23 protein-coding genes are annotated in these 23,650 nt (G+C 71.1%); 14 read left to right on the top strand and 9 right to left on the bottom strand.

The window, feature by feature from the left end:
- Positions 1-699, top strand: coding sequence for a B3/B4 domain-containing protein (locus M2283_RS32360; RefSeq protein WP_280880002.1), 699 nt, complete (start codon positions 1-3; stop codon positions 697-699).
- A gap of 54 nt (positions 700-753) precedes the next feature.
- On the opposite strand, the gene M2283_RS32355 is transcribed toward M2283_RS32360, so the two are convergent.
- Together M2283_RS32355 and M2283_RS32350 are read right to left on the bottom strand one after the other, a co-directional pair.
- Positions 754-1,482, bottom strand: a complete 729-nt coding sequence (locus M2283_RS32355) for a lysophospholipid acyltransferase family protein (protein WP_280880001.1) — start codon at positions 1,480-1,482, stop codon at positions 754-756.
- Between the two features lie 201 nt (positions 1,483-1,683).
- Positions 1,684-2,100, bottom strand: a complete 417-nt coding sequence (locus M2283_RS32350) for a DUF4395 domain-containing protein (protein ID WP_280880000.1) — start codon at positions 2,098-2,100, stop codon at positions 1,684-1,686.
- Positions 2,101-2,175: 75 nt separating this feature from the next.
- Here M2283_RS32350 and M2283_RS32345 point away from each other — a divergent pair, with 75 nt between their 5' ends.
- The 4 genes from M2283_RS32345 (at position 2,176) to M2283_RS32330 (ending at position 5,351) form a co-directional block, all read left to right on the top strand.
- Positions 2,176-2,589 (top strand): TlpA family protein disulfide reductase, encoded by a 414-nt coding sequence (locus M2283_RS32345; protein ID WP_280880064.1) that lies wholly within the window; start codon positions 2,176-2,178, stop codon positions 2,587-2,589.
- A gap of 209 nt (positions 2,590-2,798) precedes the next feature.
- Positions 2,799-3,314: a flavin reductase family protein gene (locus M2283_RS32340; RefSeq protein WP_280879999.1), complete on the top strand. Its 516-nt coding sequence runs from the start codon at positions 2,799-2,801 to the stop codon at positions 3,312-3,314.
- Positions 3,315-3,544: 230 nt separating this feature from the next.
- On the top strand, positions 3,545-4,333 hold the full coding sequence (locus M2283_RS32335) for an electron transfer flavoprotein subunit beta/FixA family protein (protein ID WP_280879998.1): 789 nt from the start codon (positions 3,545-3,547) through the stop codon (positions 4,331-4,333).
- A 55-nt stretch (positions 4,334-4,388) separates the two neighbouring features.
- The gene (locus tag M2283_RS32330; RefSeq protein ID WP_280879997.1) at positions 4,389-5,351 is read left to right on the top strand and encodes an electron transfer flavoprotein subunit alpha/FixB family protein; all 963 of its coding nucleotides are present in this window, start codon (positions 4,389-4,391) and stop codon (positions 5,349-5,351) included.
- Between the two features lie 80 nt (positions 5,352-5,431).
- Here the strand turns inward: M2283_RS32330 and M2283_RS32325 are convergent, their stop codons facing one another.
- Positions 5,432-6,373 (bottom strand): endonuclease/exonuclease/phosphatase family protein, encoded by a 942-nt coding sequence (locus M2283_RS32325; protein WP_280879996.1) that lies wholly within the window; start codon positions 6,371-6,373, stop codon positions 5,432-5,434.
- 257 nt (positions 6,374-6,630) lie between these two features.
- On the opposite strand from M2283_RS32325, the gene M2283_RS32320 reads away from it, so the two are divergent.
- Both M2283_RS32320 and M2283_RS32315 read left to right on the top strand, forming a co-directional pair.
- Positions 6,631-7,935 carry a DUF6986 family protein gene (locus tag M2283_RS32320; RefSeq protein ID WP_280879995.1) on the top strand — a complete coding sequence of 435 codons (1,305 nt, stop codon included), beginning with the start codon at positions 6,631-6,633 and terminating at the stop codon, positions 7,933-7,935.
- 95 nt (positions 7,936-8,030) lie between these two features.
- Positions 8,031-10,013, top strand: a complete 1,983-nt coding sequence (locus M2283_RS32315) for a serine/threonine-protein kinase (protein ID WP_280879994.1) — start codon at positions 8,031-8,033, stop codon at positions 10,011-10,013.
- On the opposite strand, the gene M2283_RS32310 is transcribed toward M2283_RS32315, so the two are convergent.
- Both M2283_RS32310 and M2283_RS32305 read right to left on the bottom strand, forming a co-directional pair.
- Positions 9,959-10,777, bottom strand: a complete 819-nt coding sequence (locus tag M2283_RS32310; RefSeq protein WP_280879993.1) for a hypothetical protein — start codon at positions 10,775-10,777, stop codon at positions 9,959-9,961. The two genes, M2283_RS32315 and M2283_RS32310, sit on opposite strands and share 55 nt — an antisense overlap.
- A 7-nt stretch (positions 10,778-10,784) precedes the next feature.
- Complete coding sequence (locus tag M2283_RS32305; RefSeq protein ID WP_280879992.1) at positions 10,785-11,864, bottom strand: LacI family DNA-binding transcriptional regulator; 1,080 nt, start codon at positions 11,862-11,864, stop codon at positions 10,785-10,787.
- A gap of 207 nt (positions 11,865-12,071) precedes the next feature.
- Between M2283_RS32305 and M2283_RS32300 the strand changes: the two genes are divergently transcribed.
- A complete protein-coding gene (locus M2283_RS32300; protein ID WP_280879991.1) occupies positions 12,072-13,019 on the top strand; it encodes an ROK family protein in 948 nt (315 codons plus the stop codon).
- A gap of 48 nt (positions 13,020-13,067) precedes the next feature.
- Here M2283_RS32300 and M2283_RS32295 read toward each other — a convergent pair whose 3' ends face one another.
- On the bottom strand, positions 13,068-15,104 hold the full coding sequence (locus M2283_RS32295; RefSeq protein ID WP_280879990.1) for an NPCBM/NEW2 domain-containing protein: 2,037 nt from the start codon (positions 15,102-15,104) through the stop codon (positions 13,068-13,070).
- A 529-nt stretch (positions 15,105-15,633) separates the two neighbouring features.
- On the opposite strand from M2283_RS32295, the gene M2283_RS32290 reads away from it, so the two are divergent.
- Together M2283_RS32290 and M2283_RS32285 are read left to right on the top strand one after the other, a co-directional pair.
- Positions 15,634-15,846 carry a hypothetical protein gene (locus M2283_RS32290; protein WP_280879989.1) on the top strand — a complete coding sequence of 71 codons (213 nt, stop codon included), beginning with the start codon at positions 15,634-15,636 and terminating at the stop codon, positions 15,844-15,846.
- A 150-nt stretch (positions 15,847-15,996) separates the two neighbouring features.
- Positions 15,997-17,037, top strand: a complete 1,041-nt coding sequence (locus M2283_RS32285; RefSeq protein ID WP_280879988.1) for an NUDIX hydrolase — start codon at positions 15,997-15,999, stop codon at positions 17,035-17,037.
- Positions 17,038-17,112: 75 nt separating this feature from the next.
- On the opposite strand, the gene M2283_RS32280 is transcribed toward M2283_RS32285, so the two are convergent.
- On the bottom strand, positions 17,113-18,468 hold the full coding sequence (locus M2283_RS32280) for a dipeptidase (RefSeq protein WP_280879987.1): 1,356 nt from the start codon (positions 18,466-18,468) through the stop codon (positions 17,113-17,115).
- Between the two features lie 134 nt (positions 18,469-18,602).
- Here M2283_RS32280 and M2283_RS32275 point away from each other — a divergent pair, with 134 nt between their 5' ends.
- Positions 18,603-19,925 carry a geranylgeranyl reductase family protein gene (locus M2283_RS32275; RefSeq protein ID WP_280879986.1) on the top strand — a complete coding sequence of 441 codons (1,323 nt, stop codon included), beginning with the start codon at positions 18,603-18,605 and terminating at the stop codon, positions 19,923-19,925.
- A gap of 57 nt (positions 19,926-19,982) precedes the next feature.
- On the opposite strand, the gene M2283_RS32270 is transcribed toward M2283_RS32275, so the two are convergent.
- Complete coding sequence (locus M2283_RS32270) at positions 19,983-20,456, bottom strand: nitroreductase/quinone reductase family protein (RefSeq protein ID WP_280879985.1); 474 nt, start codon at positions 20,454-20,456, stop codon at positions 19,983-19,985.
- A 168-nt stretch (positions 20,457-20,624) separates the two neighbouring features.
- On the opposite strand from M2283_RS32270, the gene M2283_RS32265 reads away from it, so the two are divergent.
- The 3 genes from M2283_RS32265 (at position 20,625) to M2283_RS32255 (ending at position 23,366) form a co-directional block, all read left to right on the top strand.
- Positions 20,625-21,311 carry a TetR/AcrR family transcriptional regulator gene (locus tag M2283_RS32265; protein ID WP_280879984.1) on the top strand — a complete coding sequence of 229 codons (687 nt, stop codon included), beginning with the start codon at positions 20,625-20,627 and terminating at the stop codon, positions 21,309-21,311.
- A gap of 157 nt (positions 21,312-21,468) precedes the next feature.
- On the top strand, positions 21,469-22,704 hold the full coding sequence (locus M2283_RS32260) for a sensor histidine kinase (RefSeq protein WP_280879983.1): 1,236 nt from the start codon (positions 21,469-21,471) through the stop codon (positions 22,702-22,704).
- The gene (locus M2283_RS32255) at positions 22,701-23,366 is read left to right on the top strand and encodes a response regulator transcription factor (protein ID WP_280879982.1); all 666 of its coding nucleotides are present in this window, start codon (positions 22,701-22,703) and stop codon (positions 23,364-23,366) included. The genes M2283_RS32260 and M2283_RS32255 overlap by 4 nt, the downstream gene beginning before the upstream one ends.
- On the opposite strand, the gene M2283_RS32250 is transcribed toward M2283_RS32255, so the two are convergent.
- Complete coding sequence (locus M2283_RS32250; RefSeq protein ID WP_280880063.1) at positions 23,327-23,650, bottom strand: DUF6332 family protein; 324 nt, start codon at positions 23,648-23,650, stop codon at positions 23,327-23,329. The genes M2283_RS32255 and M2283_RS32250 overlap by 40 nt on opposite strands.

The following is a 23,650-nucleotide window of genomic DNA, read 5'->3' as shown; positions in this document are numbered from 1 at the left end:
ATGACTCTCTCCCTGACCGTGTCCGACGAGGTACGGGCCCTCGCGCCCGGCTTCACCCACGTCGCCATCGAGGCGCACGGACTCGTCAACGGCCCCAGCATGGAGGAGAGTTCGGCCCTCCTCGACGACGCGGCCCGCCGCCTCACCGCACGCCTGGACGGCCGCGCCCCGCACGAGGACCCGCACATGGTCGCCTGGCGCGAGGTCTACACGGCGTTCGGCTCGAAGCCCTCACGCACCCGCAACTCGGCGGAGGCACTGGCCAAGAGGGCCCTCTCGGAGGCCGGCCTGCCCCGGATCAACCTGCTCGTCGACCTCTACAACGCCATCAGCGTCGCCCACCTGATCCCCGTCGGCGGCGAGGACCTCGACCGGATCCAGAGCGGAATGCACCTCGTACGGGCCACCGGCCAGGAGGACTTCGTGACCGTGGCCGGCGGCGAGGAGACCGTCGAACACCCCGACGCGGGCGAGGTCGTGTGGCGCGACGAGGTGGGCGTGACCTGCCGCCGCTGGAACTGGCGCCAGGGCCCCCGCACCCGCCTCACCGAGGAATCCGTCTCGGCGCTCTTCCTGCTGGAGAGCCTCGCCCCGATGCCGGTCGCGGAGGTCGAGGCGGCGGGAGCTGAACTCGCCGAGTTGCTGGGGAAGTTCAGCCCGGGGGCACGGATCGACGTGCGCGCGGCGTCCGGGGTCTGAGCACGGGCTGCTCGCCGGAGGCGTGCCGACGGCTGTCAGGCCGTCGGTCCGACGTCAGCGGGCCTCCGCCGCCTTGACCTCTTCCGGCGTCGGAGCCGTGCCGCCCAGGTGGGCCGGCATCCACCAGGTGTCGTTGGCGTCCTTGGGGCGGACGGGGTAGGCGCGCTGGGCGGCTTCCAGGAGTTCCTGGACGCGCTCGCGGAGTTGGCGGGTGATGGCGCCCGCGTACTTGTCGCGGGAGGCCTCGATCGCCTCGCCCACACGGATCGTGATCGGGATGTGGCTGCGCTTGAAGTTGCGCGGGTGGCCCTTGGTCCACAGGCGCTGTGTGCCCCACACCGCCATCGGGATCAGCGGAACCCCGGCCTCCTGCGCCATGCGCGCGGCGCCCGACTTGAAACTCTTGAGCGTGAACGACGGCGAAATCGTGGCCTCCGGGAAGACCCCGATGATCTCGCCGGACTTCAGCGACTCCAGTGCGTGCGCGTAGGCCGTCTCACCCTGCTTGCGGTCCACCGGGATGTGCTTCATTCCGCGCATCAGCGGGCCGGAGATCTTGTGCCGGAAGACGGACTCCTTCGCCATGAAGCGAACGAGACGTTTCTGCGGGAGGGCCGCCATGCCGTCGAAGACGAAGTCCAGGTAGCTGATGTGGTTGCTCACCAGCACGGCACCGCCCGAGCGCGGGATGTTCTCCGAACCCTGGCAGTCGATCTTCAGGTCCCACGCCTTGAACAATGCCTGGGCGAAACCAACGACGGGACGGTAGACAAGCTCGGCCATGGACGGAATGGGCCCTTCCTTCTCGGCCAGGGAAGGGAGCTCCCGGCGGGAAAGCTACGCAGCCGTAGGTTTACGGCATCTCGCAGATCGTGCCCCAAGAACGGCCGGGGAGCCACCCCAAGTGCCTGTGAACGGCGAGATCCTCGTCACGTCTGCCCCGAGTGATCCACCTCGGGCTTTTAAGTGCCCTTTACTTCCTGATCACTCCGCGCTTGCCGTGACGCGGCGCAGAACCAGGTACATCTCGCACCCCAGGCAGTACCCGAACGCGGTATTGAGGAAAGCCGCCGCGAGCGCGGCACCCGTCGCCGCCAGTCCGAGCCACTCGGGACCCACCGTGAAACCGAGGAGCCCGACGACCGCGAAGGCCAGTCCGACCGCCTGCGCGAACCGCGGCGGCTCCGGCGGCTCGAACTCCGTCGGCGGCCCGATCCGGGGACGTACGACCTTCCGGAACAGCCAGCCGTACGGCGACCGCCCCACCCCGCCTGCCGCGCCGAGCGCGAACGCGAGCGTCTGCCAGGCGAGCAGCCAGACGTTCCCGGTGATCAGCACGACCGCCAGCACGACGGTCGTCAGGGCCGCTCCGAAGCGGGGGCCCCGCACATCGATGTCCATGAATCAAGCATTCCGTACGGGGAACGATTTCAGTCAGCGGGAATCTTTGCAGTCTCGTGAATGCTTGGACCCAAGATGACCGGACTCGTGGTGTGCGTGGCGGTGCTCGCGGTGGCGAGCGCCTACGGAGTGCTGCAGCGGCGGCGGAGCGGGAGGGTACGGGTGCGCGGGCGCGACGACGGAAAGCGGCTCGGCGCGGGCGAGTTGGGCGCCGAACTCGGCGAGCGGGCCACGCTCGTCCAGTTCTCCAGCGCCTTCTGCGCGCCCTGCCGGGCGACTCGACGGGTCCTCGGCGAGGTCGCGGACCTGGTCCCGGGCGTGACCCACGTCGAGATCGACGCCGAGGACCACCTGGACCTCGTCCGTGAACTCGACATCCTCAAGACCCCGACCGTCCTGGTCCTCGACGCCGACGGCCGGGTCGTTCGGCGTGCCACCGGCCAGCCGCGCAAGGCCGACGTGATCGCGGCACTGGGGGAGGCGGTTTGACGACTGTGTCGCGGACGGTGAGGCATCTCCCATATGCCGGAACGTACTTGACTGCGCGCACCACCTATCGTCAACCTGACTGTATGCCTTCGGAACTCCTTCTCTTCGGGCGGGTCCACGTGGATCTGGCCCGCACCGCGAGTGCGCGCTGTCCGGGCTGCTGAGCAGCCACGGACCCGCTCGCCCCTCTTCCCAGAAGGAACAACTCCATGACGGCCACGCCCGACATAGGCGCCCGTACCCCTCAACTCGCCTCTCCCGACCTGCTGCGCTCCGTCTTCCGCCGGCATGCGGCGGGCGTCGCGGTGATCACCGCACTCGGTGAGACGGGCCCGGTCGGCTTCACCGCCACCTCCCTCACCTCCGTCTCCGCCGAGCCCCCGCTCCTCTCCTTCGGCATCAGCACCGGCGCCTCCAGCTGGCCGGCGATATCGGCCACCGAGCACATCGGCGTTCACATACTCGGGGAGCACCAACAGGAGTTGGCGGCCACCTTTGCAAGGAGCGGCGCCGACCGCTTCGGGGAACCCACGGCATGGCGCGAGGGTCCCGAAGGAGTTCCGGTCCTCGACGACGTCCTCGCCTGGCTCGTCTGCCGGGTCCACGCGCGCGTGCCCGCGGGGGACCACCGGGTCGTCCTCGCCGAGTTCGTGCTCGGCGACCCCGCCGGTCCCGGCCGTCCGCTCCTCTACCACCAAGGGCACTTCAGCGGTCTGCGGGACTGAACGTCCCCTGCGTCGCTGGGCCGCCGTTCTGCGGAGCCGTCGGGTTCCGATTACGCTGCGTTGCACAGGTCACAGTTCAAAGCGCTTGCTTAGCGGGCAGGAACTGGGTGTACTGGCGAGTAATATTTCGTTCGGAGCGCAGCCCGCCCCGACCGGGATCGGCCGCTTGGGGCGCCTATGCTGCCTGCAAGAGGCAGCCGAAAAAAAGACGAAGCAGTAGGAGAGCCGGCGTGAGCTTGAGGATCGTTGTCACTGTGAAGTACGTGCCCGACGCCACTGGCGACCGGCACTTCGCCGATGACCTGACCGTCGACCGGGACGACGTGGACGGTCTGCTCTCCGAACTGGATGAGTACGCGGTCGAGCAGGCGCTGCAGATCTCGGAGAACTCCGACGACGACGTGGAGATCACCGTCCTGACGGTGGGTCCCGAGGACGCCAAGGACGCGCTGCGCAAGGCGCTTTCCATGGGTGCGGACAAGGCGATCCACGTAGAGGACGACGACCTGCACGGCACGGACGCGATCGGTACCTCGCTGGTGCTGGCGAAGGCGATCGAGAAGGCCGGCTTCGACCTGGTCGTCTCCGGCATGGCCTCCACCGACGGCACCGCGGGCATCGTCCCGGCCCTGCTCGCGGAGCGCCTGGGCGTCCCGCAGGTCACGCTGCTGTCCGAGGTCTCCGTCGAGGACGGGGTCGTCAAGGGCCGCCGTGACGGCGACACCGCCTCCGAGCAGTTGGAAGCCTCCCTCCCCGCGGTCGTGTCGGTCACCGACCAGTCGGGCGAGGCGCGTTACCCGTCCTTCAAGGGCATCATGGCGGCGAAGAAGAAGCCGGTCGAGGCCTGGGACCTGTCCGACCTGGAGATCGAGACGGACGAGGTCGGCCTGGAAGGCGCCTGGACCGCCGTCGACTCCGCGGCCGAGCGCCCGGCGCGCACCGCCGGCACGATCGTCAAGGACGAGGGCGAGGGCGGCAAGCAGCTCGCCGAGTTCCTCGCGGGCCAGAAGTTCATCTAAGGCCCAACTCGCTTACCGCCCCTCAGACTTCGCAAGCACGCAGGAGACCATTCCCATGGCTGAAGTTCTCGTCTACGTCGATCACGTGGACGGTGCCGTCCGCAAGCCCACCCTGGAACTGCTGACCCTGGCCCGCCGCATCGGCGAGCCCGTCGCCGTCGCTCTCGGCAACGGTGCCGCCGACACCGCCGCCACGCTCGCCGAGCACGGCGCGGTGAAGGTCCTCACGCACGACGCGTCCGAGTACGCCGACTACCTGGTCGTCCCCAAGGTCGACGCCCTCCAGGCCGCCGTCGCGGCCGTCTCCCCGGCCGCCGTCCTGGTGCCGTCCTCCGCCGAGGGCAAGGAGATCGCCGCCCGTCTCGCGCTGCGCATCAAGTCCGGCGTCCTCACCGACGCCGTCGACCTGGAAGCCGGCGACGAGGGTCCGGTGGCCACCCAGTCGGTGTTCGCCGCCTCCTTCACCACCAAGACCCGCGTCTCCGTGGGCACCCCGGTCATCACGGTCAAGCCCAACTCCGCCGCCGTGGAGGCCGCTCCGGCCGCCGGTGCGGTCGAGGCGCTGAACGTGACGTTCTCCGACCAGGCCACCGGCACCAAGGTCACCGCGCGCACCCCGCGCGAGTCGACCGGCCGCCCGGAGCTGACCGAGGCCGCGATCGTGGTCTCCGGCGGCCGGGGCGTCAACGGCGCCGACAACTTCGCGATCATCGAGGCCCTCGCCGACTCCCTCGGTGCGGCCGTCGGCGCCTCCCGCGCCGCCGTGGACGCGGGCTGGTACCCGCACACCAACCAGGTCGGCCAGACCGGCAAGTCCGTGTCGCCGCAGCTGTACATCGCCAACGGCATCTCCGGCGCGATCCAGCACCGCGCGGGCATGCAGACCTCCAAGACGATCGTGGCGGTCAACAAGGACGCCGAGGCCCCGATCTTCGACCTCGTCGACTACGGCGTCGTCGGCGACCTCTTCGACGTCGTCCCCCAGCTCACCGAAGAGGTCAACACCCGCAAGGGCTGATCCGGTTGGGGTTGCCCCTGACTTGTGCTACGGCTTTACGAGGCCCCCGCGACCGTTTCGACGGTCGTGGGGGCCTCTGCTCATCCCAGGGTCAGTGACGCCTGTACGGGCAGGTGGTCGCTGGGGAACTGGCCGTTCAGGGAGAAGGTGTTGATCGTCGCCCGGTTCGTCCGGACACCCGGGGAGGTCAGGATCCAGTCGATGCGGTCGCCGTTCGGCGCGGGTTCCCGGTAGCTGTGGAAGGTCCCGTACAGGGCGCTGCGCTGTTCCGCCGCGTTCCACGTGTCGACGAGTCCCGAGCCCACCAGGGTGTCGTAGGCCGGGTTCTTGTGCGCGGCGACGTTGAAGTCGCCGGTGACCACGACGGGCAGGGTGCGGTCGAACTCCGCGATCCGCTGGGTCATCAGCGTGGCGCTGCGCTCGCGCGCGTACTGGCTTACGTGGTCGAAGTGGGTGTTGAGGACGTAGAACTCCCGCCCGTCGTCGGCGAGATCGCTGAATCGGACCCAGGTGACGATGCGGGGGAAGGCGGCGCCCCAGGTCTTCGAGCGGATGACCTCCGGGGTGTCGGAGAGCCAGAAGGTGTAGTGCTCGACGGGGACCAGGCGCCGCAGGTCGTAGTAGATCGCCGTGGACTCGTCGCGGCTGCCTCCCTCGCGGCCGGTGCCGATCCAGTCGTAGTCCGGTCCGAGGTCGGCGTCGATGTCGCGCAGTTGCTGGTAGAGGCCTTCCTGGGTGCCGATGATCTGGGGGCGCGCGCTGCGCAGCAGTTCGCGCATCACCGGTCGGCGGTCGTGCCAGCTGTTGGGTTCGGCGGTGCCGGCGAAGCGCAGGTTGAAGGTCATGACGTCGAGGAGGGGTGCGCGGCGCACTCGACCCGCTCGTGCCGAGGTGGAGGGGGCCGAGGAGGTGGATGACGCGGACGAGGGGGGAATCGCGGCGCTGGAGAGGGGCACGGTGACCGCCGCGGCCAACACGGCTTTGAGGCCCAGGCGGCGGGTGACTCGGCGAGAGCTCGGCACGGAGGCTCCTTCGGTGGCAACAGCCGGACGCGTCGTGAGTATGGCGAGTCGTGCGTGTGAAGGGGCGTGCGTGTGGTGTGTCGTGCGTTGCACAAGGGAGATACCCGGGAGTCATACCCGCGGGTGAGATGGGCGTGAACATGTCGGGATGGCTGTGTGGCTTCCCGTGGACACGGTGTTGACCATCCCGAAGATGCCCAGATAACTTCATTCAACGGATTGTTGATTCCGTACAGTGGAAAACAGGAGGGTGCGGGATGGGTCAGGGCCAGCAGGAGAACGTGTCGACGAGCCTCGCGGGTGCCGTCAGTGAGGAGATCAGCGCCTCCCTCGCCCCGGTCGACGCCGAACTGGAGCGCCGCTACCCCGGAGACCCCGGCAGCCGCCAGCCCGTCCACACCGTGTACGTGCCCGGTGACGTCTTCGCCGCCGACACCATCCGTTCCTGGGGCGACCGGGCGCTCGCCGCCCTCGACGAACACGCCCCCGACGCCGCCTCCTTCGCCGCGGTGCTCGGTCTGAGCGACGACCTCGCAGAGCCCGTTTACGCGCGCGTGCGTGCCAAGTTGGAGCGCGAGCCCATCGAGGACCTCCGCGTCGACTTCGAGGACGGCTACGGCCCCCGCCCCGACGCCGAGGAGGACGAGGCGGCGGCCCGCGCGGCTCGCCTGATCGCGGAGGCGTACGAGAAGGGGACCGCGGCGCCGTACATGGGCATCCGTATGAAGTGCATGGAGGCGCCGGTGCGGGACCGGGGCATCCGCACCCTGGACATCTTCCTCACCGGACTGATCGAGGCCGGCGGGCTGCCCGACGGGCTGGTGCTGACGCTGCCCAAGGTGACGTACCCGGAGCAGGTCACCGCCATGGTGCGGCTCCTGGAGGCCTTCGAGAAGGCGCGCGGTCTGGAGCCCGGGCGGATCGGCTTCGAGATCCAGATCGAGACCAGTCAGTCCATCCTCGCCACCGACGGCACCGCCACCGTCGCCCGCATGATCCAGGCCGCCGAGGGCCGCGCCACCGGACTGCACTACGGCACCTTCGACTACAGCGCCTGTCTCGGTGTCTCCGCCGCCTACCAGGCCAGCGACCACCCGGCCGCCGACCACGCCAAGGCGATCATGCAGGTCGCGGCGGCGGGCACGGGCGTGCGGGTGTCCGACGGCTCGACGAACGTGCTGCCCGTGGGGTCGACCGAGAAGGTCCACGCCGCGTGGCGACTGCACTACGGACTGACCCGCCGGGCTCTGGCCCGCGCGTACTACCAGGGCTGGGACATGCACCCCGGCCACATCCCCACCCGCTACGCCGCCGTCTTCGCCTTCTACCGCGAGGGCTTCGAGCAGGCCGCCCTCCGCCTCACCCGGTACGTCAACCGGGCCGGCGGTGACGTCATGGACGAGCCCGCGACCGCCAAGGCCCTCGGCGGCTATCTGCTGCGCGGTCTGGACTGCGGCGCTCTCGACATCGCCGAGGTGTCCCGCGCGACCGGGCTGACCCGGGCCGACCTGGAGGGCTTCGCGGCGCCGCGCCGGGGCGACCTGACGGTCTCGGCCAAGTAGCGGCCCTGTCACAGCCGTCACCAGCGGCTGGCGTTGTCACCCGCGCCCCGTAGTCTGTGTCGCACGCATTGACGTGTCACAGGAACGGGGCAGCGGTGTCTTCGGGGGATTCCTTCAACGGAAAGAGTCAGGCGGACGGGACGGGCCGACTGCTCGCCGGGCGCTATCGCGTCGTCGCCCAGCTCGGGCGCGGCGGCATGGGTGTCGTCTGGCGTGCGATCGACGAGGTGCTGGGCCGCGAGGTCGCGGTCAAGGAACTGCGTACGTACAACGACGCGGACGGGCCCGAACTCGCCGATCTGCGGCTGCGGATGCAGCGTGAGGCCCGTGCGGCGGCCCGGATGCGGCATGCCGGAGTCATCGCGGTACACGACGTGGCGGAGGTCGACGGCCGCCCGCTGATCGTCATGGAGCTGGTGGATGGCCCGTCCCTGGACGACGTGCTGCGCGAGCGCGGCACCCTCGACGCGCGCGAGGTGGCCGGGATCGGCGCCAAGGTGATGGACGCGCTGGCCGCCGCCCACCGCGCGGGCGTCCTGCACCGTGACGTGAAGCCCGGCAACATCCTGCTGGAGCGCTCGGGCCGCGTCGTGCTCACCGACTTCGGCATCGCGACCATGGACGACCCGGGCGACGGCTCGGCCACCCACCTCACCCGCAGCGGCGAACTCGTGGGCTCCCTGGACTACTTGGCCCCCGAGCGCGCCCAGGGCGCCGACCCCGGACCGGCGTCCGACGTATGGGCCCTGGGTGCCACGCTGTACGCCGCGGTCGAGGGCGCCTCGCCCTTCCGCCGTACGTCGACGTACTCGACCCTCACCGCCATCGTCTCCGAGCCCCTTCCCGAGCCCCGCCGCGCCGGCCCGTTGGCTTCGGTCCTGGGCCGGCTCATGGACAAGCGCCCCGAGGCCCGCCCGGACGCCGAGCACGCCCGCGACCTGCTCCAGGCGGTGGCGGACACGGTTCCCACGGATGTCCAGACGACGACCCTGCGGGAGAGCGGTACGCCCGCGACACCGCCGCGCGAGGCGACGGAGGTCGGCCTCCCGTCGGTGCCCCCGGGATTCGGGCCGGTGGAGCCGGTGGCGGGTCAGGACGCCGGATCGGCCGCCGCGACGGAGTCCGGGGAGCAGGGGCAAGTGGGCCCGGTGGCTGGGCAGTTCGGCCCGGCGGCCGCGGGATTCGGTGGCGGGGAGCAGGCCGGCCCGGCCGCCCAGGGCTTCGGGCCGCCCGAGTCGGCGACGCCCGCGCCCGGGGCGCAGACTCCAGCGACCGGCGGAGCCGACGTGCACGGCTTGGGGCCTGCGATGCCGGGAGCCCCGGACCCGTCCGACACCGGCACCATGACCCCCGCCTCCGCCCGGCGCCGCAAGGGCAAGGTCCTGCTCGCGGCCGTTGCCGTCACGCTCGTCGTCGCGGCGGCCGGCACCTCCGTCGCCCTGTTGAACAACAACGGCGACGCCAAGAAGGAGACGGAGTCCGGCGCGTCCGTCGACGCCGGCGGCACCCCCGCGTCGGCGGTGACCGGCAGCCCCGACGCCGACCGCTCGGCCGACGACAAGCCCACCGAGCAGGGCGACAAGGAGTCGCCGAGTGCGAGCAAGGGAGCCGGTGGGAAGGACACGGACGGTCCCACCGACTCGGGCAACACCCCGGCCCCGGGCAAGACCTCCGGGAGCGGCGGCACCACGGGCGGCGGCACCAGCGGTGGTGGCGGGACCACGGGCGGCGGCTCCGGCGACGGCGGTACGACGGGCACGGGCGGTACGACCGGTGGCGACGAGCCCACCGAGGACCCGGCCTGCACGTCCATAGGCGGCGGCAAGTACAACTGCACGGTCTGGCAGACTGCCAAGTCCTACACGGCCTCCGGCACCGAGGTCGGTGTCCTCGGCTCGGGCACCAACTACTTCTTCTGCCAGGAGAACCTGGGCCGCCGCGAGACGTCCGGCAAGTGGACCAACGTCTGGTGGGCGAAGACGGACGACGACCGTGGCAACACGAACGTGTACGTGAGCGACGTCTACATCAAGGGCGGGGACAACGACGCTCCGGTCCCCGGGCTCCCGGTCTGCTGATCCCGTACGAACCTCTCCAGGCCGGACGCCGTCACCCGCTTCTCCCGCGCGAACAGGCGCGTGCCCCGCTCGCACAGCCGGCGGTCGGCACGCGCCCGCGCGCAGAACTCCTCGGGCGTGACACCGAACAGCTCCCTCAACCGTGCTGACCCCACGAGGAGTTCGGTGAGCAGCTCCCGCTGGCCCGGGTGCGGGCGTGGCGCGCCGGTGCCGTCGTGCAGGACCCCGCGGCGGTTGACGTAGGCGTACACGCCGGCCAGTGCCGTGCCGTACTCCGTCTCGATCCGTACCGCCGGCGAACTCAGCCAGGCCCGGCGGTAGTTGCCGTAGGGCAGCGGCACGCCCTCGCTGGCGTCGACGACCGCGAGTTGCTCGCCGTCGAGCCAGATCACGAACAACTCCCGTACCGCGCCCGGGGCTTCGACCGGTGACGCCGACACGTACCCCATGCGGCTGACGTGCGCGGAGACGCCCACGTCGAGGCCCGTGACCCGGGTCTTCACCATCGGGATGGGCGAGGTGATCCCGTACTCGGCCATCTTGTGGCGGAGTTGACCCGGGCAGGCGTTGGAGCCGACGGCGAGGACGGGCGCGCGGTTCTCGTCCACCAGGCGGTCGAGCGGGAAGAAGCGATCGTCTTCGAGCGGCAGGTACCGGTCGCCGTCGAGCAGCCCGGACCCCGCCGGCCACGCCCCCGGGTAGAGCAGCGGATGGTCACGGGGGGCCTCCGCCAGACCCAGTGCCTCCAGCGTGCGGTCCGCCATGCGCGCCTCAGACCGCCGGGGGCACTTCGCCCGAACCGCGGGCGATCAGGCGGGTCGGCAGTTCGATGCGCTCGGGGGCGATCAGGGTGCCGTCCAGCTGGCGGAAGAGGCGTTCCGCGGCCGTGCGGCCGAGGGCGGCCGCGTCCTGGGCGATGACGGTGACGCCCGGCTGCAGCAGGTCGGCGAGCTCGAAGTCGTCGAAACCGACCAGGGCGGTCGGGCGGCTGTGCTCGGCGAGCACGCGGACCACGGTGACCGTCACCCGGTTGTTGCCCGCGAAGATCGCGGTGACGGGGTCGGGTCCTGCCAGCATCTCCTCGGCCGCCCGGCGCACCCGCTGCGGGTCCGTGACGCCCAGGGACATCCAGGAGTCCTCGACCTGCGTCCCGGCGTCCTCCAGGGCGGCCCGGTAGCCGCGCAGCCGCTCGGCGGCCGTGTGGATGCGGGGCATGTCGCCGATGAAGCCGATCCGGCGGTGGCCGTGGGCGATGAGGTGGGCGACGCCGTCGCGGGCGCCGCCGAAGTTGTCGGACAGGACCACGTCGGCGTCGATCCGCCCGGCCGGCCGGTCCACGAAGACCGTGGCGACGCCCGCCTTGAGCTCGGGCTCCAGGTAGCGGTGGTCGTCGCCGGCCGGGATCACCACCAGCCCGTCCACCCGCCGCGCGCACAGTGCCAGCGCCAACTCCTGCTCGCGGTCCGGGTCCTCCGCGCTGGAGCCGTTGATCAGCAGGGCGCCGTGTGCGCGGGCCACCTCCTCGACCGCGCGGCTGAGCGGGCCGTAGAACGGGTCGGCGAGGTCCTCCAGGACCAGACCGATGCTCGCGGTGCGGCCCTTGCGCAGCACGCGCGCGCTGTCGTTGCGCCGGAAACCCAGCGCGTCGATGGCCTCCTGGACCCGGCGCTCGGTCTCCGGGGTGACCCCGGGCTCGCCGTTGACCACGCGGGACACGGTCTTCAGGCCGACGCCGGCGCGCGCGGCCACGTCCTTCATGGTGGGACGATTGCCGTAACGAGTGGCGTTGAGGTGGTCTGAGCGACGGGCGGTCTCTGGCACGATGCGCTGTCCTGTCCTGTCTCGTCCCATGGGGATGCGTCGGACCATGAGGTTGTATGAGGATGTGGCGTCGAGCATAGAGCCTGGACAACGTTGTCATATGCAAGAGAGACTGTCCACCGCAATCTCCGGCCTGCGCCCCCACCGCGAGACCGGCCCACACTTCTCCGTGGTTGAAGGGGGAACTTTCCCCCGGCCGGCGGAGATCCAATTGGTTGACGGGGAGATCCGACACTGATGCACACCGACTTCGTGGCCGCGCTCGACATCGGCGGCACCAAGATCGCCGGGGCGCTGGTGGACGGCCACGGCCAGATCGTGGTGCGCGCCCAGCGCGCGACACCCGCGCAGGACGACGGCGAGACCGTGATGGGAGCCGTGGAGGAGGTCCTCGGCGAACTCACCGCCGCACCCGAGTGGGGACGCGCCACGGCGCTCGGCATCGGCAGCGCCGGCCCGGTGGACGCCACCGCGGGCACGGTCAGCCCGGTGAACGTGCCGGGCTGGCGCGACTTCCCGCTGGTCCGTCGAGTTCAGGAGGCGGCCGGCGGGCTGCCGGTCGAGCTGATCGGCGACGGCGTGGCGATCACGGCGGCCGAGCACTGGCAGGGCGCGGCCCGCGGCCACGACAACGCGCTGTGCATGGTGGTCTCCACCGGCGTCGGCGGCGGCCTGGTCCTCAACGGCCAACTGCACCCCGGCCCGACGGGCAACGCGGGTCACATCGGCCACATCAGCGTCGACCTGGATGGCGACCTGTGCCCGTGCGGCTCGCGCGGCTGCGTGGAGCGCATCGCGAGCGGGCCCAACATCGCCCGCCGCGCCCTGGAGAACGGCTGGCAGCCGGGCCCCGACGGCGACACCTCGGCCGCCGCCGTGGCCGCCGCCGCACGCAATGGCGACCCGGTCGCGGTGGCCTCCTTCGACCGCGCCGCCCGGGCGCTGGCCGCCGGTATCGCGGCCACGGCGACCCTGGTGGAGATCGACATCGCGGTGATCGGCGGGGGCGTGGGCAAGGCGGGCGACGTGCTGTTCACGCCGCTGCGCAAGGCCCTGGGCGACTACGCGACGCTGTCCTTCGTGCAGCGCCTGGAGGTCACGCCGGCCCAGATGGGCACGGACGCCGGTCTGGTGGGAGCGGCCGCGGCCGCGCTCGCCCGGCGGACGGACGCGGCCACGGTCTGACAGCCCTCGGCAGGAACGTTCACCCCTGCTGCTGGGCCCCACGGGGGCTCAGCAGCTCAGCTGCGCGCCCGCCCAGTCCGCGTGGTCGGAGTCGAACCCGTCCCCGCCGTTGGTGACGACGAGCCGGACCACCTGGGCGCCGGTCACGTCCGCGGTGATCGGCTGGGCCGGCATCGCGTTGGTGAGGGTGCCGGTCGAGGCGACCTTGGTGCCGTCGGCCCAGATCTCGAAGGCGACGGTGCCGTTCGCGCCCTTCTCGTCGTCGACGCCGACGTCCGCGGTGACCTTCTCGCACGCCTTGCCGGTGTAGAACTCGACGTCGCTGTCGGCGTGTACGCCGAGCCCCTTGGCGTACACGACTCCGCCGATGGTGATCGGATTCCCGTCACCCGCGGCGCTCTCCCCGTTGCTGGTGTTGCGCTCCACCGGCCCCCAGCCGCTGGTGGCCGACAGCCACGGCAGATCCCCGAGCCCGGAGACACCCGCGGGCGGCGCCACGACCACGGACGCGGTCAATGGCAGGACGCTCTCGACGCGGGCCCCCTTCGGCGAGCGGTAACTCGCCTTGAGCTTCAGGTCGTACGACCCTGTCGGTGTCCCCTTCGGCGCGGTGAGCGACCACTTGCTGCGCAGCGATCGGCCCGTCCTCAGTTCCTTGGCCTTGGTCGACGACGTCGCCTTGATCTTCCAACCCGCGGGTCCGGACAGTGTCACCGAGACGTGCTCGGCCGCCGTGCGCCCGAGGTCGGTGACCGTGGAGGTCAGCGGGAACTTCTTGCCCGCCTCGATCAACGGGCTGCCGCCCAGGCCGAGTTCGACGGCCGGCGGGTTGGTGGCCCACTTGCGGTCCGCGGAGATCCGCAGCAGGACCGTGCCGTGTGCCGGGACGGTCGCCGCGATCGTGCCCGCGGTGTTGAAGCTCTTGTGCTGCCACAGGTCGCGCTGCGTGTAGGCGTGGGCGCGGGGCAGGCCGACGGCGGCGGCGGTCGTGGCGATGCGCTGGGCGCTGCCCGACTCGTTGAAGAGCGCCACCGTGCGGCTGCCGTCCTTCATCTGCTTGCTGACGACCCAGCGTCCGCCCTCGGAGGAGACGACCGTGCCCTGCTTGCCCAGCGGGTCCTGGTCGACCGCGACGACCTCCTTGTTGTCGAGGATGTCGAAGGTCGCCTGGGACGCCTTGCGCAGGTCCGAGCCGATGAGCAGCGGGGCCGCCATGATCGACCACATCGAGAAGTGCGAGCGGTACTCGGTGTCGGTCATGCCGCCGTTGCCGACCTCCAGCATGTCCGGGTCGTTCCAGTGCCCGGGACCGGCGTACTGCGCGAGCGGCAGGTTCTGCTTGAGGATCGACACCATCGAGCCCCAGTTGTCGCTGATGTCACCGGTCGTGCGCCACAGTTGGCCCACGTCCGCCGCCCACTCCCAGGGCTTGTTCTCGCCCCATTCGCAGAGGCTGTAGACGATGGGCCGCCCGGTCGCCTTCAGCGCGTCGCGCATGGTCGTGTAGCGCAACTTGGCGTCCACGCCCTGGTTGTTGCAGTTGTCGTACTTGAGGTAGTCCACGCCCCAGTCGGCGAACTGCTGGGCGTCGCTGTACTCATGGCCCAACGCACCCGGGAATCCCGCGTCGTTGCACGTCTTCGTGCCCGCGCTGGTGTAGATCCCGAGCTTGAGGCCCTTGGAGTGCACATAGTCGGCGACGGCCTTGATCCCGTGGGGGAAGCGCACCGGATCCGGTACGAGTTTGCCGTCCGCGTCCCTGCTGGGCAGGGCCCAGCAGTCGTCCAGGTTGACGTACTGGTAGCCGGCGTCCTTGAGACCCTTCGCGACGAAGAGGTCCGCGATTCCCTCCACCATGGCCTCGTTGAACTCCGGGCGGCAGTTCGTGGAGTTCCAGTTGTTGAAGCCCATCGGCGGGGTGAGGGCGAGGCCGTCGGCCGGGGCCGGTGCGGCGGGCTCGGTACGGGGCCGGTCGGCGGGTGCCGCCGCCATGGCCGGGGCGGCGAGCCCGGCGGCGCACAGCAGTCCCGCGGTGACAGCTCCGACGACTCTTCGGCGGGTTGTGCGGGTGTAGAGGTGACGCATCGTTGCATTCCTCCGAACGCGCGAAAGATGGGATGACGTCATGTTCGCGTCATCCATGCGCGTTTACGGTAGGACGTGTCTGACTGTGTTGGAAGAGGTGTGGAAGCAGTGGTTTGGTATCCCGTCAGACCCTTGACATCGGTGCCAGGCAGGGGCGGGATCCGTACCGCGCGTTCGGTTGTGTTGGTTGGCGTCCCGTGGAGGGCGTGCGGGGCGTGGTCATCGTTGCGACGAAGTATCCCTACCGAGGGTTCGGTGGGAGATCGGATGACTGAGCGCGTACGGGACCCGGAGGCCGCAGCCCGTGGTGACGGTGCCCGGCGCATCGCCGACGAGACCGAAGGTGGCCGCCAGCGTGCCCGAACCGCGGCGTTGTCGCGGAGCATGTTCGAGTCGACGTGGATGTGTCCGTCGCCCGCGTCCATCCGCCCGCCCCCCGGTCGGCTCGGTCGCCGGTACCAGGATGCCCGCTCGGGGACCGCCGGAACGGGTGCGTGACCCCTGCCCGGTCCACGCAGTTGAACCGGGCATGAAGAAGCGCAGCATGCTCGCCATCGCCTCCCTCGCCACCGGGTTCGTCGTCGCCGCGATCAGCCCGACACACGGGGGCGACCACCAGGTACTGGGCGATCAACAGACACTGGGTGGCCTGAGCGTCGACGACACCCTCGGCACGGTCGCCGGAACGATCAGCAAGGACAGCTTCGCCGACGCCGACAAGGCCCTGGGGGAGAACGGCTGACGTCACGCACGGTCCCCACAGGGCGCCGGTGTCCCCGCTGTGGCGGTGGGCATCGGCGCCCCTCTTCATGCGCTCTCAACTGGGGCTGGTTTTCGTGGCAGGGTGAAACGGGCAAGCCTCAGGGGGCCAATAGAAGAGGGGGAACTGTCCGTGATCGTCTGGATCAACGGGGCGTTCGGTGCCGGGAAGACCGCCACCGCACGGGAACTGATCGACCTGATCCCGAACAGCACGCTCTTCGACCCCGAGGTCATCGGCGGGGCACTGACACACCTGCTGCCGCCCAAGCACCTCGCCGAGGTCGGCGACTTCCAGGACCTGCCGATTTGGCGACGCCTCGTGATCGACACGGCGGCCGCGATGCTCGCCGAACTCGGCGGCACCCTCGTGGTCCCGATGACCCTCCTGCGCCAGGAGTACCGCGACGAGATCTTCGGTGGTCTGGCCGCGCGCCGCATCGCCGTTCGGCATGTCCTCCTGGCTCCGGCGGAAACGATCCTGCGGGAGCGAATAGCCGGGCGGGAGGTCCCACCGGACCTCCCCGACGGAGAGCTGCGACAACGGCAGTGGGCCTACGACCACATCGAGCCGTACCGCGCCGCCCTCGCCTCCTGGCTCACCGCCGACGCCCACCCCGTCGACTCCGGCGCCCTCACCCCGTACCAGACCGCCGTCCGGATCGCGGAGGCCTGCGGGCGTGGTGAGGTGCCGGTCTGCGACATCGTGCAGACGCCCGAGCCCACCGCCGAGACGCTCGCCGCCGGCGTCCTGCTCTTCGACGAACAGGACCGGGTGCTGCTCGTCGACCCCACCTACAAGGCCGGTTGGGAGTTCCCCGGCGGTGTCGTCGAACCCGGCGAGGCTCCTGCCCGCGCCGGCATGCGCGAGGTCACCGAGGAGACCGGCATCCGCCTCGCCGACGTACCGCATCTCCTCGTCGTCGACTGGGAGGCCCCCGCACCGCCCGGCTTCGGCGGACTGCGCCTGCTCTACGACGGCGGGCGCCTGGACTCCACCGAGGCGGCGCGGCTGTTGCTGCCCGGCCCCGAACTGCGCGACTGGCGCTTCGTCACCGAGGAGGAGGCCGCAGAACTGCTCCCGCCGGTCCGCTACGAGCGGCTGCGCTGGGCGCTGCGGGCCCGGGAGCGGGGCGCCGCGATGTACCTGGAGCGCGGTGTGCCCACGCCGTGACGCCGTCCACGGGGACGACCGCAGAAGGGCCCCCGTCCGAGTAGGACGAGGGCCCGCCGCTCTGCGTAGCTGGGATCAACTCGCCGCGTAGTTCCGCAGGAACAGCGCCTCCGTCACCGACAGACGCTCCAACTCCTCAGGCGACACGCTCTCGTTCACCGCGTGGATCTGGGCCTCCGGCTCGCTCAGGCCGATCAGGAGGATCTCCGCGCGCGGGTAGAGCGAGGCCAGGGTGTTGCACAGCGGGATGGAGCCGCCCTGGCCGGCGTACTGCATCTCCTGGCCCGGGTAGGCGACCGCCATCGCCTCGGCCATCGCCGCGTACGCCGGACTGGTCGTGTCGGCGCTGAACGCCTGGCCCTGGCCGGTCTGTTCGGTGCGCACCCGGGCGCCCCACGGCGTGTGCGCCTCCAGGTGGGCCTGCAGCAGCTTGGTCGCCTCGGCCGCGTCCACGCCCGGCGGCACCCGCAGGCTGACCAGCGCACGCGCACTCGCCTGCACGGACGGCGTGGCACCGACGACCGGCGGACAGTCGATGCCGAGGACGGTCACGGCGGGGCGCGCCCAGATGCGGTCGGCGACCGTGCCCGAACCGATCAGCTGTACGCCGTCCAGCACCTTCGCGTCCTGCCGGAACTGCTCCTCCTCGTACTGAAGACCCTCCCAACCGCTCTCGGGGGCAAGCCCGTCGACGGTCGTCGAGCCGTCTTCGGCGCGCAGCGAGTCCAGTACGCGGATCAGGGCGCCCAGCGCGTCGGGGGCGGCGCCGCCGAACTGGCCCGAGTGGAGGTTGCCTTCGAGGGTGTCGATCTGCACGCGTAGCAGGGTCATGCCGCGCAGGGTGGAGGTGACCGTGGGCAGACCGACGCGGAAGTTGCCGGCGTCGCCGATGACGATGGTGTCGGCCGCGAGCAGGTCCGGGTGCTCCTCGGCGTACCGCTCCAGACCGCCGGTGCCCTGCTCCTCCGAGCCCTCGGCGATGAACTTGACGTGGACCGGGACCCCGCCGGCGGCCTTCAGGGCACGCAGCGCGAGCAGGTGCATGATGACCCCGCCCTTGCAGTCGGCCGCGCCGCGCCCGTACCAGCGCCCGTCGCGCTCGGTCAGCTCGAAGGGCGGGGTGGTCCAGGCGGCCTCGTCGAGCGGGGGCTGCACGTCGTAGTGGGCGTAGAGCAGGACCGTCTTCGCGCCCTCGGGGCCGGGCAGACAGCCGTACACCGACTGCGTGCCGTCGGGGGTGTCGAGCAGGGCCACGTCCTGGAAACCCTCGGCGCGCAGGGCGTCGGCGACCCAGTTCGCGGCGCCCTCGCTCTCGCTCCTGGGGAACTGGTCGAAGTCGGCCACCGATTTGAACGCCACCAGTTCGGCGAGTTCCGCCTGGGCCCTCGGCATCAGCGAGGCGACGGTCTCGGCGACCGGATTCGACGACATGGGCACGCTCCTTGTGGGTGCGACGTTGTGCAAGTGAAGTGCTGTGATCCTCCCACAGCGGTCCGCGGCGACGCCCGCCGTAGGATGCGGGAGACAGGTGCGGCAGGCGGCGTGATCGGGAGTAACGGACCATCGTGAGCAGCGAGAACTCTTCGGCGGACGACGGACAGCGGGTGTGGGACGTCGTCGTGGTGGGTGCGGGACCCGCGGGGGCCTCCGCCGCGTACGCGGCCGCGGTGGCGGGGCGGAGCGTGCTGTTGCTGGAGAAGGCTGAGCTGCCCCGGTACAAAACGTGCGGCGGGGGCATCATCGGACCATCCCGCGACTGCCTGCCGCCCGGCTTCGAACTGCCGCTGCGGGACCGCGTGCACGCGGTGACGTTCTCCAACAACGGGCGCTTCACACGCACCCGCCGCTCCAAGCAGATGATGTTCGGGCTGATCAACCGGCCCGAGTTCGACCACCAACTGGTCGAGCACGCGCAGAAGGCGGGCGCCGAACTGCGCACGGGCGCCACCGTCCAACGCGTCGAGCAGCACGGTTCGTCCGTGCCGGACCGGCGCACGGTCGCCGTGGTGCTGCAGGGCGGCGAGACGCTGCTCGCCCGGGCCGTGGTCGGGGCGGACGGCAGCGCCAGCCGCATAGGAGCGCACGTCGGCGTGAAGCTCGACCAGGTGGACCTCGGCCTGGAGGCGGAGATCCCGGTGCCGGAGACCGTCGCCGAGGACTGGAAGGGACGGGTGCTCATCGACTGGGGCCCGATGCCCGGCAGTTACGGCTGGGTGTTCCCCAAGGGCGACACCCTGACGGTGGGCGTGATCTCGGCCCGCGGCGAAGGCGCCGCGACCAAGCGGTACTTGGAGGACTTCATCGCCCGGCTCGGCCTCGCAGGGTTCGAACCGAGCATCTCCTCAGGGCACTTGACGCGTTGCCGGGCCGACGACTCGCCGCTCTCACGCGGGCGGGTGCTGGTGTGCGGGGACGCGGCCGGGCTGCTGGAGCCGTGGACGCGCGAGGGCATCTCGTTCGCGCTGCGCTCAGGGCGCCTCGCGGGGGAGTGGGCCGTGCGGATCGGCGAAGCGCACGACGCGGTGGACGCGCGGCGCCAGGCGCTGAACTACGCGTTCGCGATCAAGGCCGGTCTCGGGGTCGAGATGAGCGTCGGCAAGCGGATGCTGGCCATCTTCGAGCGCCGTCCCGGCCTGTTCCACGCGGCACTCACCGGCTTCCGGCCGGCGTGGAACGCGTTCAGGGAGATCACCCAGGGCTCGACCTCCCTCGCCGAACTCATGCGCTCCCACCCGATGGCCCAGCGCGCCCTGACCGCGCTCGACCGGCGTCCTGTGGAGGCCGGCGCGGTCGACGCGGGCGGAGAGGCGAGTGCGGGTGCGGCGGGAGAGGCCGGTGCGGTCGAAGAGCCGGGAGCGGTCGGCAAGGGAGGCGAGGGCAGCTCCTGACCGTGCGGCGACGTCATCTGCCGACCGTGATGCTGACCGCGCTGCCGAAGAGCGCGGTCACTTCGCGACCGTGATGCGGAAGACGGGGTGGTCCGGTGCGGCCGCGATGATCTCCTCGTCGGTGGACTTCGCGGTGACGCCCTGGAAGTACTGGTTGACCTCCCAGCCCCACTTCTCCAGGTAGGTCCGCAGGATCGGGAGCTTCTCGGTGTCGGGAAGCTCCTGCGCGGTGAACGTGCGGATCTTGCGCCCGACGCGCAGCTCGCCGCCGCCGGCGACCCGCATGTTCCGCACCCACTGCGAGTGGCCGCGGGCCGAGACGATGTACTGCGTGCCCTCGTAGGTGTGCGGGTTGACCGGGATGCGCTGCATCCGGCCGCTCTTGCGACCGCGCACCGACATCTCGGCGGAGCCCATGAGGCTGACTCCGTGCCGGGCCATCCAGCCCAGGACGCTGTTGATGCGGACGGTCAGCGGGCTGCCCTTGAGGTAGTACGGCGCTGACGAGGACGAGGACGAGGACTCGGACATGATGCTCTCCAACCGATGAGAGAGCGTCGCTCACTTTTGTGAGCACTGCTCTCGCTTGCGTTGTCAGTCTGCCTGAGATCGGCGATCCAAAGCAAGAGCAGTGCTCTCTTTTTAGTGCACCGCTCTTGCTTGTGTGCACTGCTCTGTTTTCGTGGCACACTCGCTCGCATGAGCACCGCACACGGGGCCCGTGCCCGGGCCAGGATCGAAGTCACCGCGGCCATCAAGGACGAGGCCCGCAAACAGCTCGCCGCCGAGGGCGCCGCCAAGCTCTCGCTGCGCGCCGTGGCCCGCGAACTCGGCATGGTCTCGTCCGCGCTCTACCGCTACTTCCCCAGCCGCGACGACCTGCTCACCGCCCTCATCATCGACGCGTACGACTCCGTCGGCGAGGCGGCCGAGGCGGCGCGTGACACCGCCGACGCGGCAGGCCCCGTACAGCGCTGGATCGCTGTCTGCGAAGCCGTGCGCGAGTGGGCGTTCGCGCATCCGCACGAGTACGCGCTGATCTACGGTTCGCCGGTCCCCGGATACATCGCCCCCGACACCACGGTCCCGCCGGCCTCCCGGGTCGGCCTGGTCCTGATCGGCATCGTTCGCGACGCCCTCCGGGGCCCCGGCCTGACCATGCCGCCGCTGCCCGCGGAACTGCGCCCCGAGGCCGAGCGGATGGCCGCCGACATCGCCCCCGACCTCCCGCCGGCCGTGGCGACGGCCCTTGTCGCGGCCTGGGCGCAGATGTTCGGGCTGATCGGGTTCGAGCTGTTCGGCCAGTTCCACCGGGTGGTCGAGGACCGGGGGACGTTTTTCCGGCACGGGGCGGGCCGACTGGCCGCGGGAGTGGGCCTGCGGTGAAGGGGGCGGGCCTACGGTGACCGCGCCCTCCGGGGGCCGTCGCTCCCTCCTTGGCCGAAGGTGCCCCGCCACCCGCTGACGTACTTCCCCGGGAGTACGCGTGATCACCACGCCCGGCGGACGCCCGTCGGGCCTGGTGACGTCTAGCGTTGCGGTCATGGAAGAGCAGCGTGTGAGCGGGGGCGGTCCGCCCCAGTGGTGGCGGCACGGGCCGCCGTGGCTGAACCGCTGGAACGAGGAGGAGCGCGGCGCCCGCTGGCCGTGGCGCTCCACCGTGCTGCTCACCGTCTTCGTGCTCATCGGCTCGAACTACGCGGCCCACCAGCAGGTGCACGAGCGGGCCGAGCTCAACGCCTTCGCGCGCGTGCTGCTGATCGTCGGGTCGGGACTGCTGCTGTGGCGTCAGCGGCATCCCGTGGTCGTCGTCTTCGGCACGTCCGCCGCCGCCATGGTCTATCTGGGCGCCGGATTCCCGTACGGGCCGGTCTTCCTCACCGTCGCCCTGGCCTGCTTCAGTGCCGTCGTCGCCGGGTACCGACGGGCCGCCTGGGGCGCGGTCGGGATGCTGTGGGCGGGGCACGTGCTCATGTCCCACTGGCTCTACCGCTGGCTGCCACCGTCCGGAGACTCGGCGGTGGCCTGGGGGCAGGAGATCGTGGTCGCCACCTGGGTGGTGGCGATCGTGGCGGTCGCCGAGCTGGCCCGGACCCGGCGTGAGCAGTGGGCCCGCGATCGCGCCGAGCGGGCGCAGGCGGCGAAGCGCCGGGCCGACGAGGAGCGGCTGAAGATGGCCCGCGAACTGCACGACGTCCTCGCGCACAGCATCTCCGTCATCAACGTCCAGGCGGGCGTCGGCCTGGCCCTGCTCGACAGCGATCCCGAGCAGGCGCGCACGGCGCTCACCACCATCAAGGCGGCGAGCAAGGAGGCGCTCGGCGAGGTCCGCCAGGTGCTCGACACACTCCGCACGCCCGGGGACGTGCCGCGCGCCCCGGCGCCCGGTCTGGACCGGCTGCCCGAGCTGGTCGAGCAGGCCGGCAGCGCGGGTCTGACGGTGGACGTCGAGGGCGAGCCACCCCGGCTCGCGCCGGGCACGGACCTGGCCGCCTTCCGCATCGTCCAGGAGGCGCTCACCAACGTCGTACGCCACTCGGGCTCGCGTCACGCGCGCGTGCGTCTCGCCCACGACAAGCGGGAGCTACGGCTGCGGATCGACGACGACGGGCCCGCGACCGGCGCCGACGCGGGCGGCAGCGGCAACGGACTGGCCGGAATGCGGGAGCGGGCCGCCGCTCTGGGTGGCACGATCGAGGCGGGCCCGCGCCCCGACGGAGGCTTCCGGGTGCTCGCCGTACTGCCGTTGAAGGTGAAGGCCAAGGAGGACGACCGGTGATCCGCGTACTGCTCGCCGACGACCAGTCACTCGTGCGGGCCGGCTTCCGGGCGTTGCTCGACGCACAGCCGGACATCGAGGTGGCGGGGGAGGCCTCCGACGGCGAGGAGGCGGTACGGAAGGTGCGTGAACTGCGCCCCGACGTCGTCCTGATGGACATCCGTATGCCGCTGCTCGACGGACTGGCGGCGACCCGCCGTATCACCGACGACGCTGCTCTCGAAGGCGTCAAGGTCGTCATGCTGACCACCTTCGAGCTCGACGAGTACGTCTTCGAGGCGATCCGCGCGGGCGCCTCCGGCTTCCTGGTGAAGGACACCGAGCCGGAGGAACTCCTGCGCGCGGTACGGGCGGTGGTCGAGGGCGACGCGCTCCTCTCGCCCGGTGTCACGCGCCGTCTGATCGCCGAGTTCGCGGCCCGTTCCAAGGAACCCGCCGTCGCGGACGTGCTCGCTGAACTCACCGAGCGGGAGCGGGAGGTGATGGCCCTGGTCGGGATCGGCCTCTCCAACGACGAGATCGCCCGCCGCCTGGTCGTCAGCCCGCTCACCGCGAAGACCCACGTCAGCCGCACGATGGTCAAGCTGGGCGCCCGGGACCGGGCCCAACTGGTCGTTCTGGCCTACGAGTCGGGGTTGGTGCGCCCGGGCTGGCTGGGCTGAGCCGCCTGCCGGAGGCGGACGAGCACGGTGATCACCCGCACGAAGAACAGCACCGGCACGAGCACCAGCCCCGCGCGCACCAGCACGGTCTCGACGACACGCGGCAGATCGAAGAGCAGCGCCGGACCGGCTACCGCCCCGAAGACGACCGCCGCCGCGAACACCGCGCTGGACAGGGCGTAGCCGATCTCGACGGTCACCGCGTCCCGATCGGCCTGACCGCGCCGTCCCCCGTATTCGGACGTAGGAGTGAGTCTCTCAGCCGTGTGCCCGGCGGGACACAG

It is taken from the genome of Streptomyces pseudovenezuelae, assembly GCF_029892565.1.
GTDB lineage: Bacteria > Actinomycetota > Actinomycetes > Streptomycetales > Streptomycetaceae > Streptomyces > Streptomyces pseudovenezuelae_A.
This window is presented reverse-complemented; position numbering and strand designations above follow the sequence as displayed.

Excerpts from the sequence above, each read along its gene's own strand:
- M2283_RS32360 (WP_280880002.1), top strand. The coding sequence starts at position 1 with ATGACTCTCTCCCTGACCGTGTCCGACGAGGTACGGGCCCTCGCGCCC.
- M2283_RS32355 (WP_280880001.1), bottom strand. The coding sequence starts at position 1,482 with ATGGCCGAGCTTGTCTACCGTCCCGTCGTTGGTTTCGCCCAGGCATTG.
- M2283_RS32350 (WP_280880000.1), bottom strand. The coding sequence starts at position 2,100 with ATGGACATCGATGTGCGGGGCCCCCGCTTCGGAGCGGCCCTGACGACC.
- M2283_RS32345 (WP_280880064.1), top strand. The coding sequence starts at position 2,176 with ATGACCGGACTCGTGGTGTGCGTGGCGGTGCTCGCGGTGGCGAGCGCC.
- M2283_RS32340 (WP_280879999.1), top strand. The coding sequence starts at position 2,799 with ATGACGGCCACGCCCGACATAGGCGCCCGTACCCCTCAACTCGCCTCT.
- M2283_RS32330 (WP_280879997.1), top strand. The coding sequence starts at position 4,389 with ATGGCTGAAGTTCTCGTCTACGTCGATCACGTGGACGGTGCCGTCCGC.
- M2283_RS32320 (WP_280879995.1), top strand. The coding sequence starts at position 6,631 with ATGGGTCAGGGCCAGCAGGAGAACGTGTCGACGAGCCTCGCGGGTGCC.
- M2283_RS32310 (WP_280879993.1), bottom strand. The coding sequence starts at position 10,777 with ATGGCGGACCGCACGCTGGAGGCACTGGGTCTGGCGGAGGCCCCCCGT.
- M2283_RS32305 (WP_280879992.1), bottom strand. The coding sequence starts at position 11,864 with ATGGGACGAGACAGGACAGGACAGCGCATCGTGCCAGAGACCGCCCGT.
- M2283_RS32300 (WP_280879991.1), top strand. The coding sequence starts at position 12,072 with ATGCACACCGACTTCGTGGCCGCGCTCGACATCGGCGGCACCAAGATC.
- M2283_RS32295 (WP_280879990.1), bottom strand. The coding sequence starts at position 15,104 with ATGCGTCACCTCTACACCCGCACAACCCGCCGAAGAGTCGTCGGAGCT.
- M2283_RS32290 (WP_280879989.1), top strand. The coding sequence starts at position 15,634 with ATGAAGAAGCGCAGCATGCTCGCCATCGCCTCCCTCGCCACCGGGTTC.
- M2283_RS32280 (WP_280879987.1), bottom strand. The coding sequence starts at position 18,468 with ATGTCGTCGAATCCGGTCGCCGAGACCGTCGCCTCGCTGATGCCGAGG.
- M2283_RS32270 (WP_280879985.1), bottom strand. The coding sequence starts at position 20,456 with ATGTCCGAGTCCTCGTCCTCGTCCTCGTCAGCGCCGTACTACCTCAAG.
- M2283_RS32265 (WP_280879984.1), top strand. The coding sequence starts at position 20,625 with ATGAGCACCGCACACGGGGCCCGTGCCCGGGCCAGGATCGAAGTCACC.
- M2283_RS32260 (WP_280879983.1), top strand. The coding sequence starts at position 21,469 with ATGGAAGAGCAGCGTGTGAGCGGGGGCGGTCCGCCCCAGTGGTGGCGG.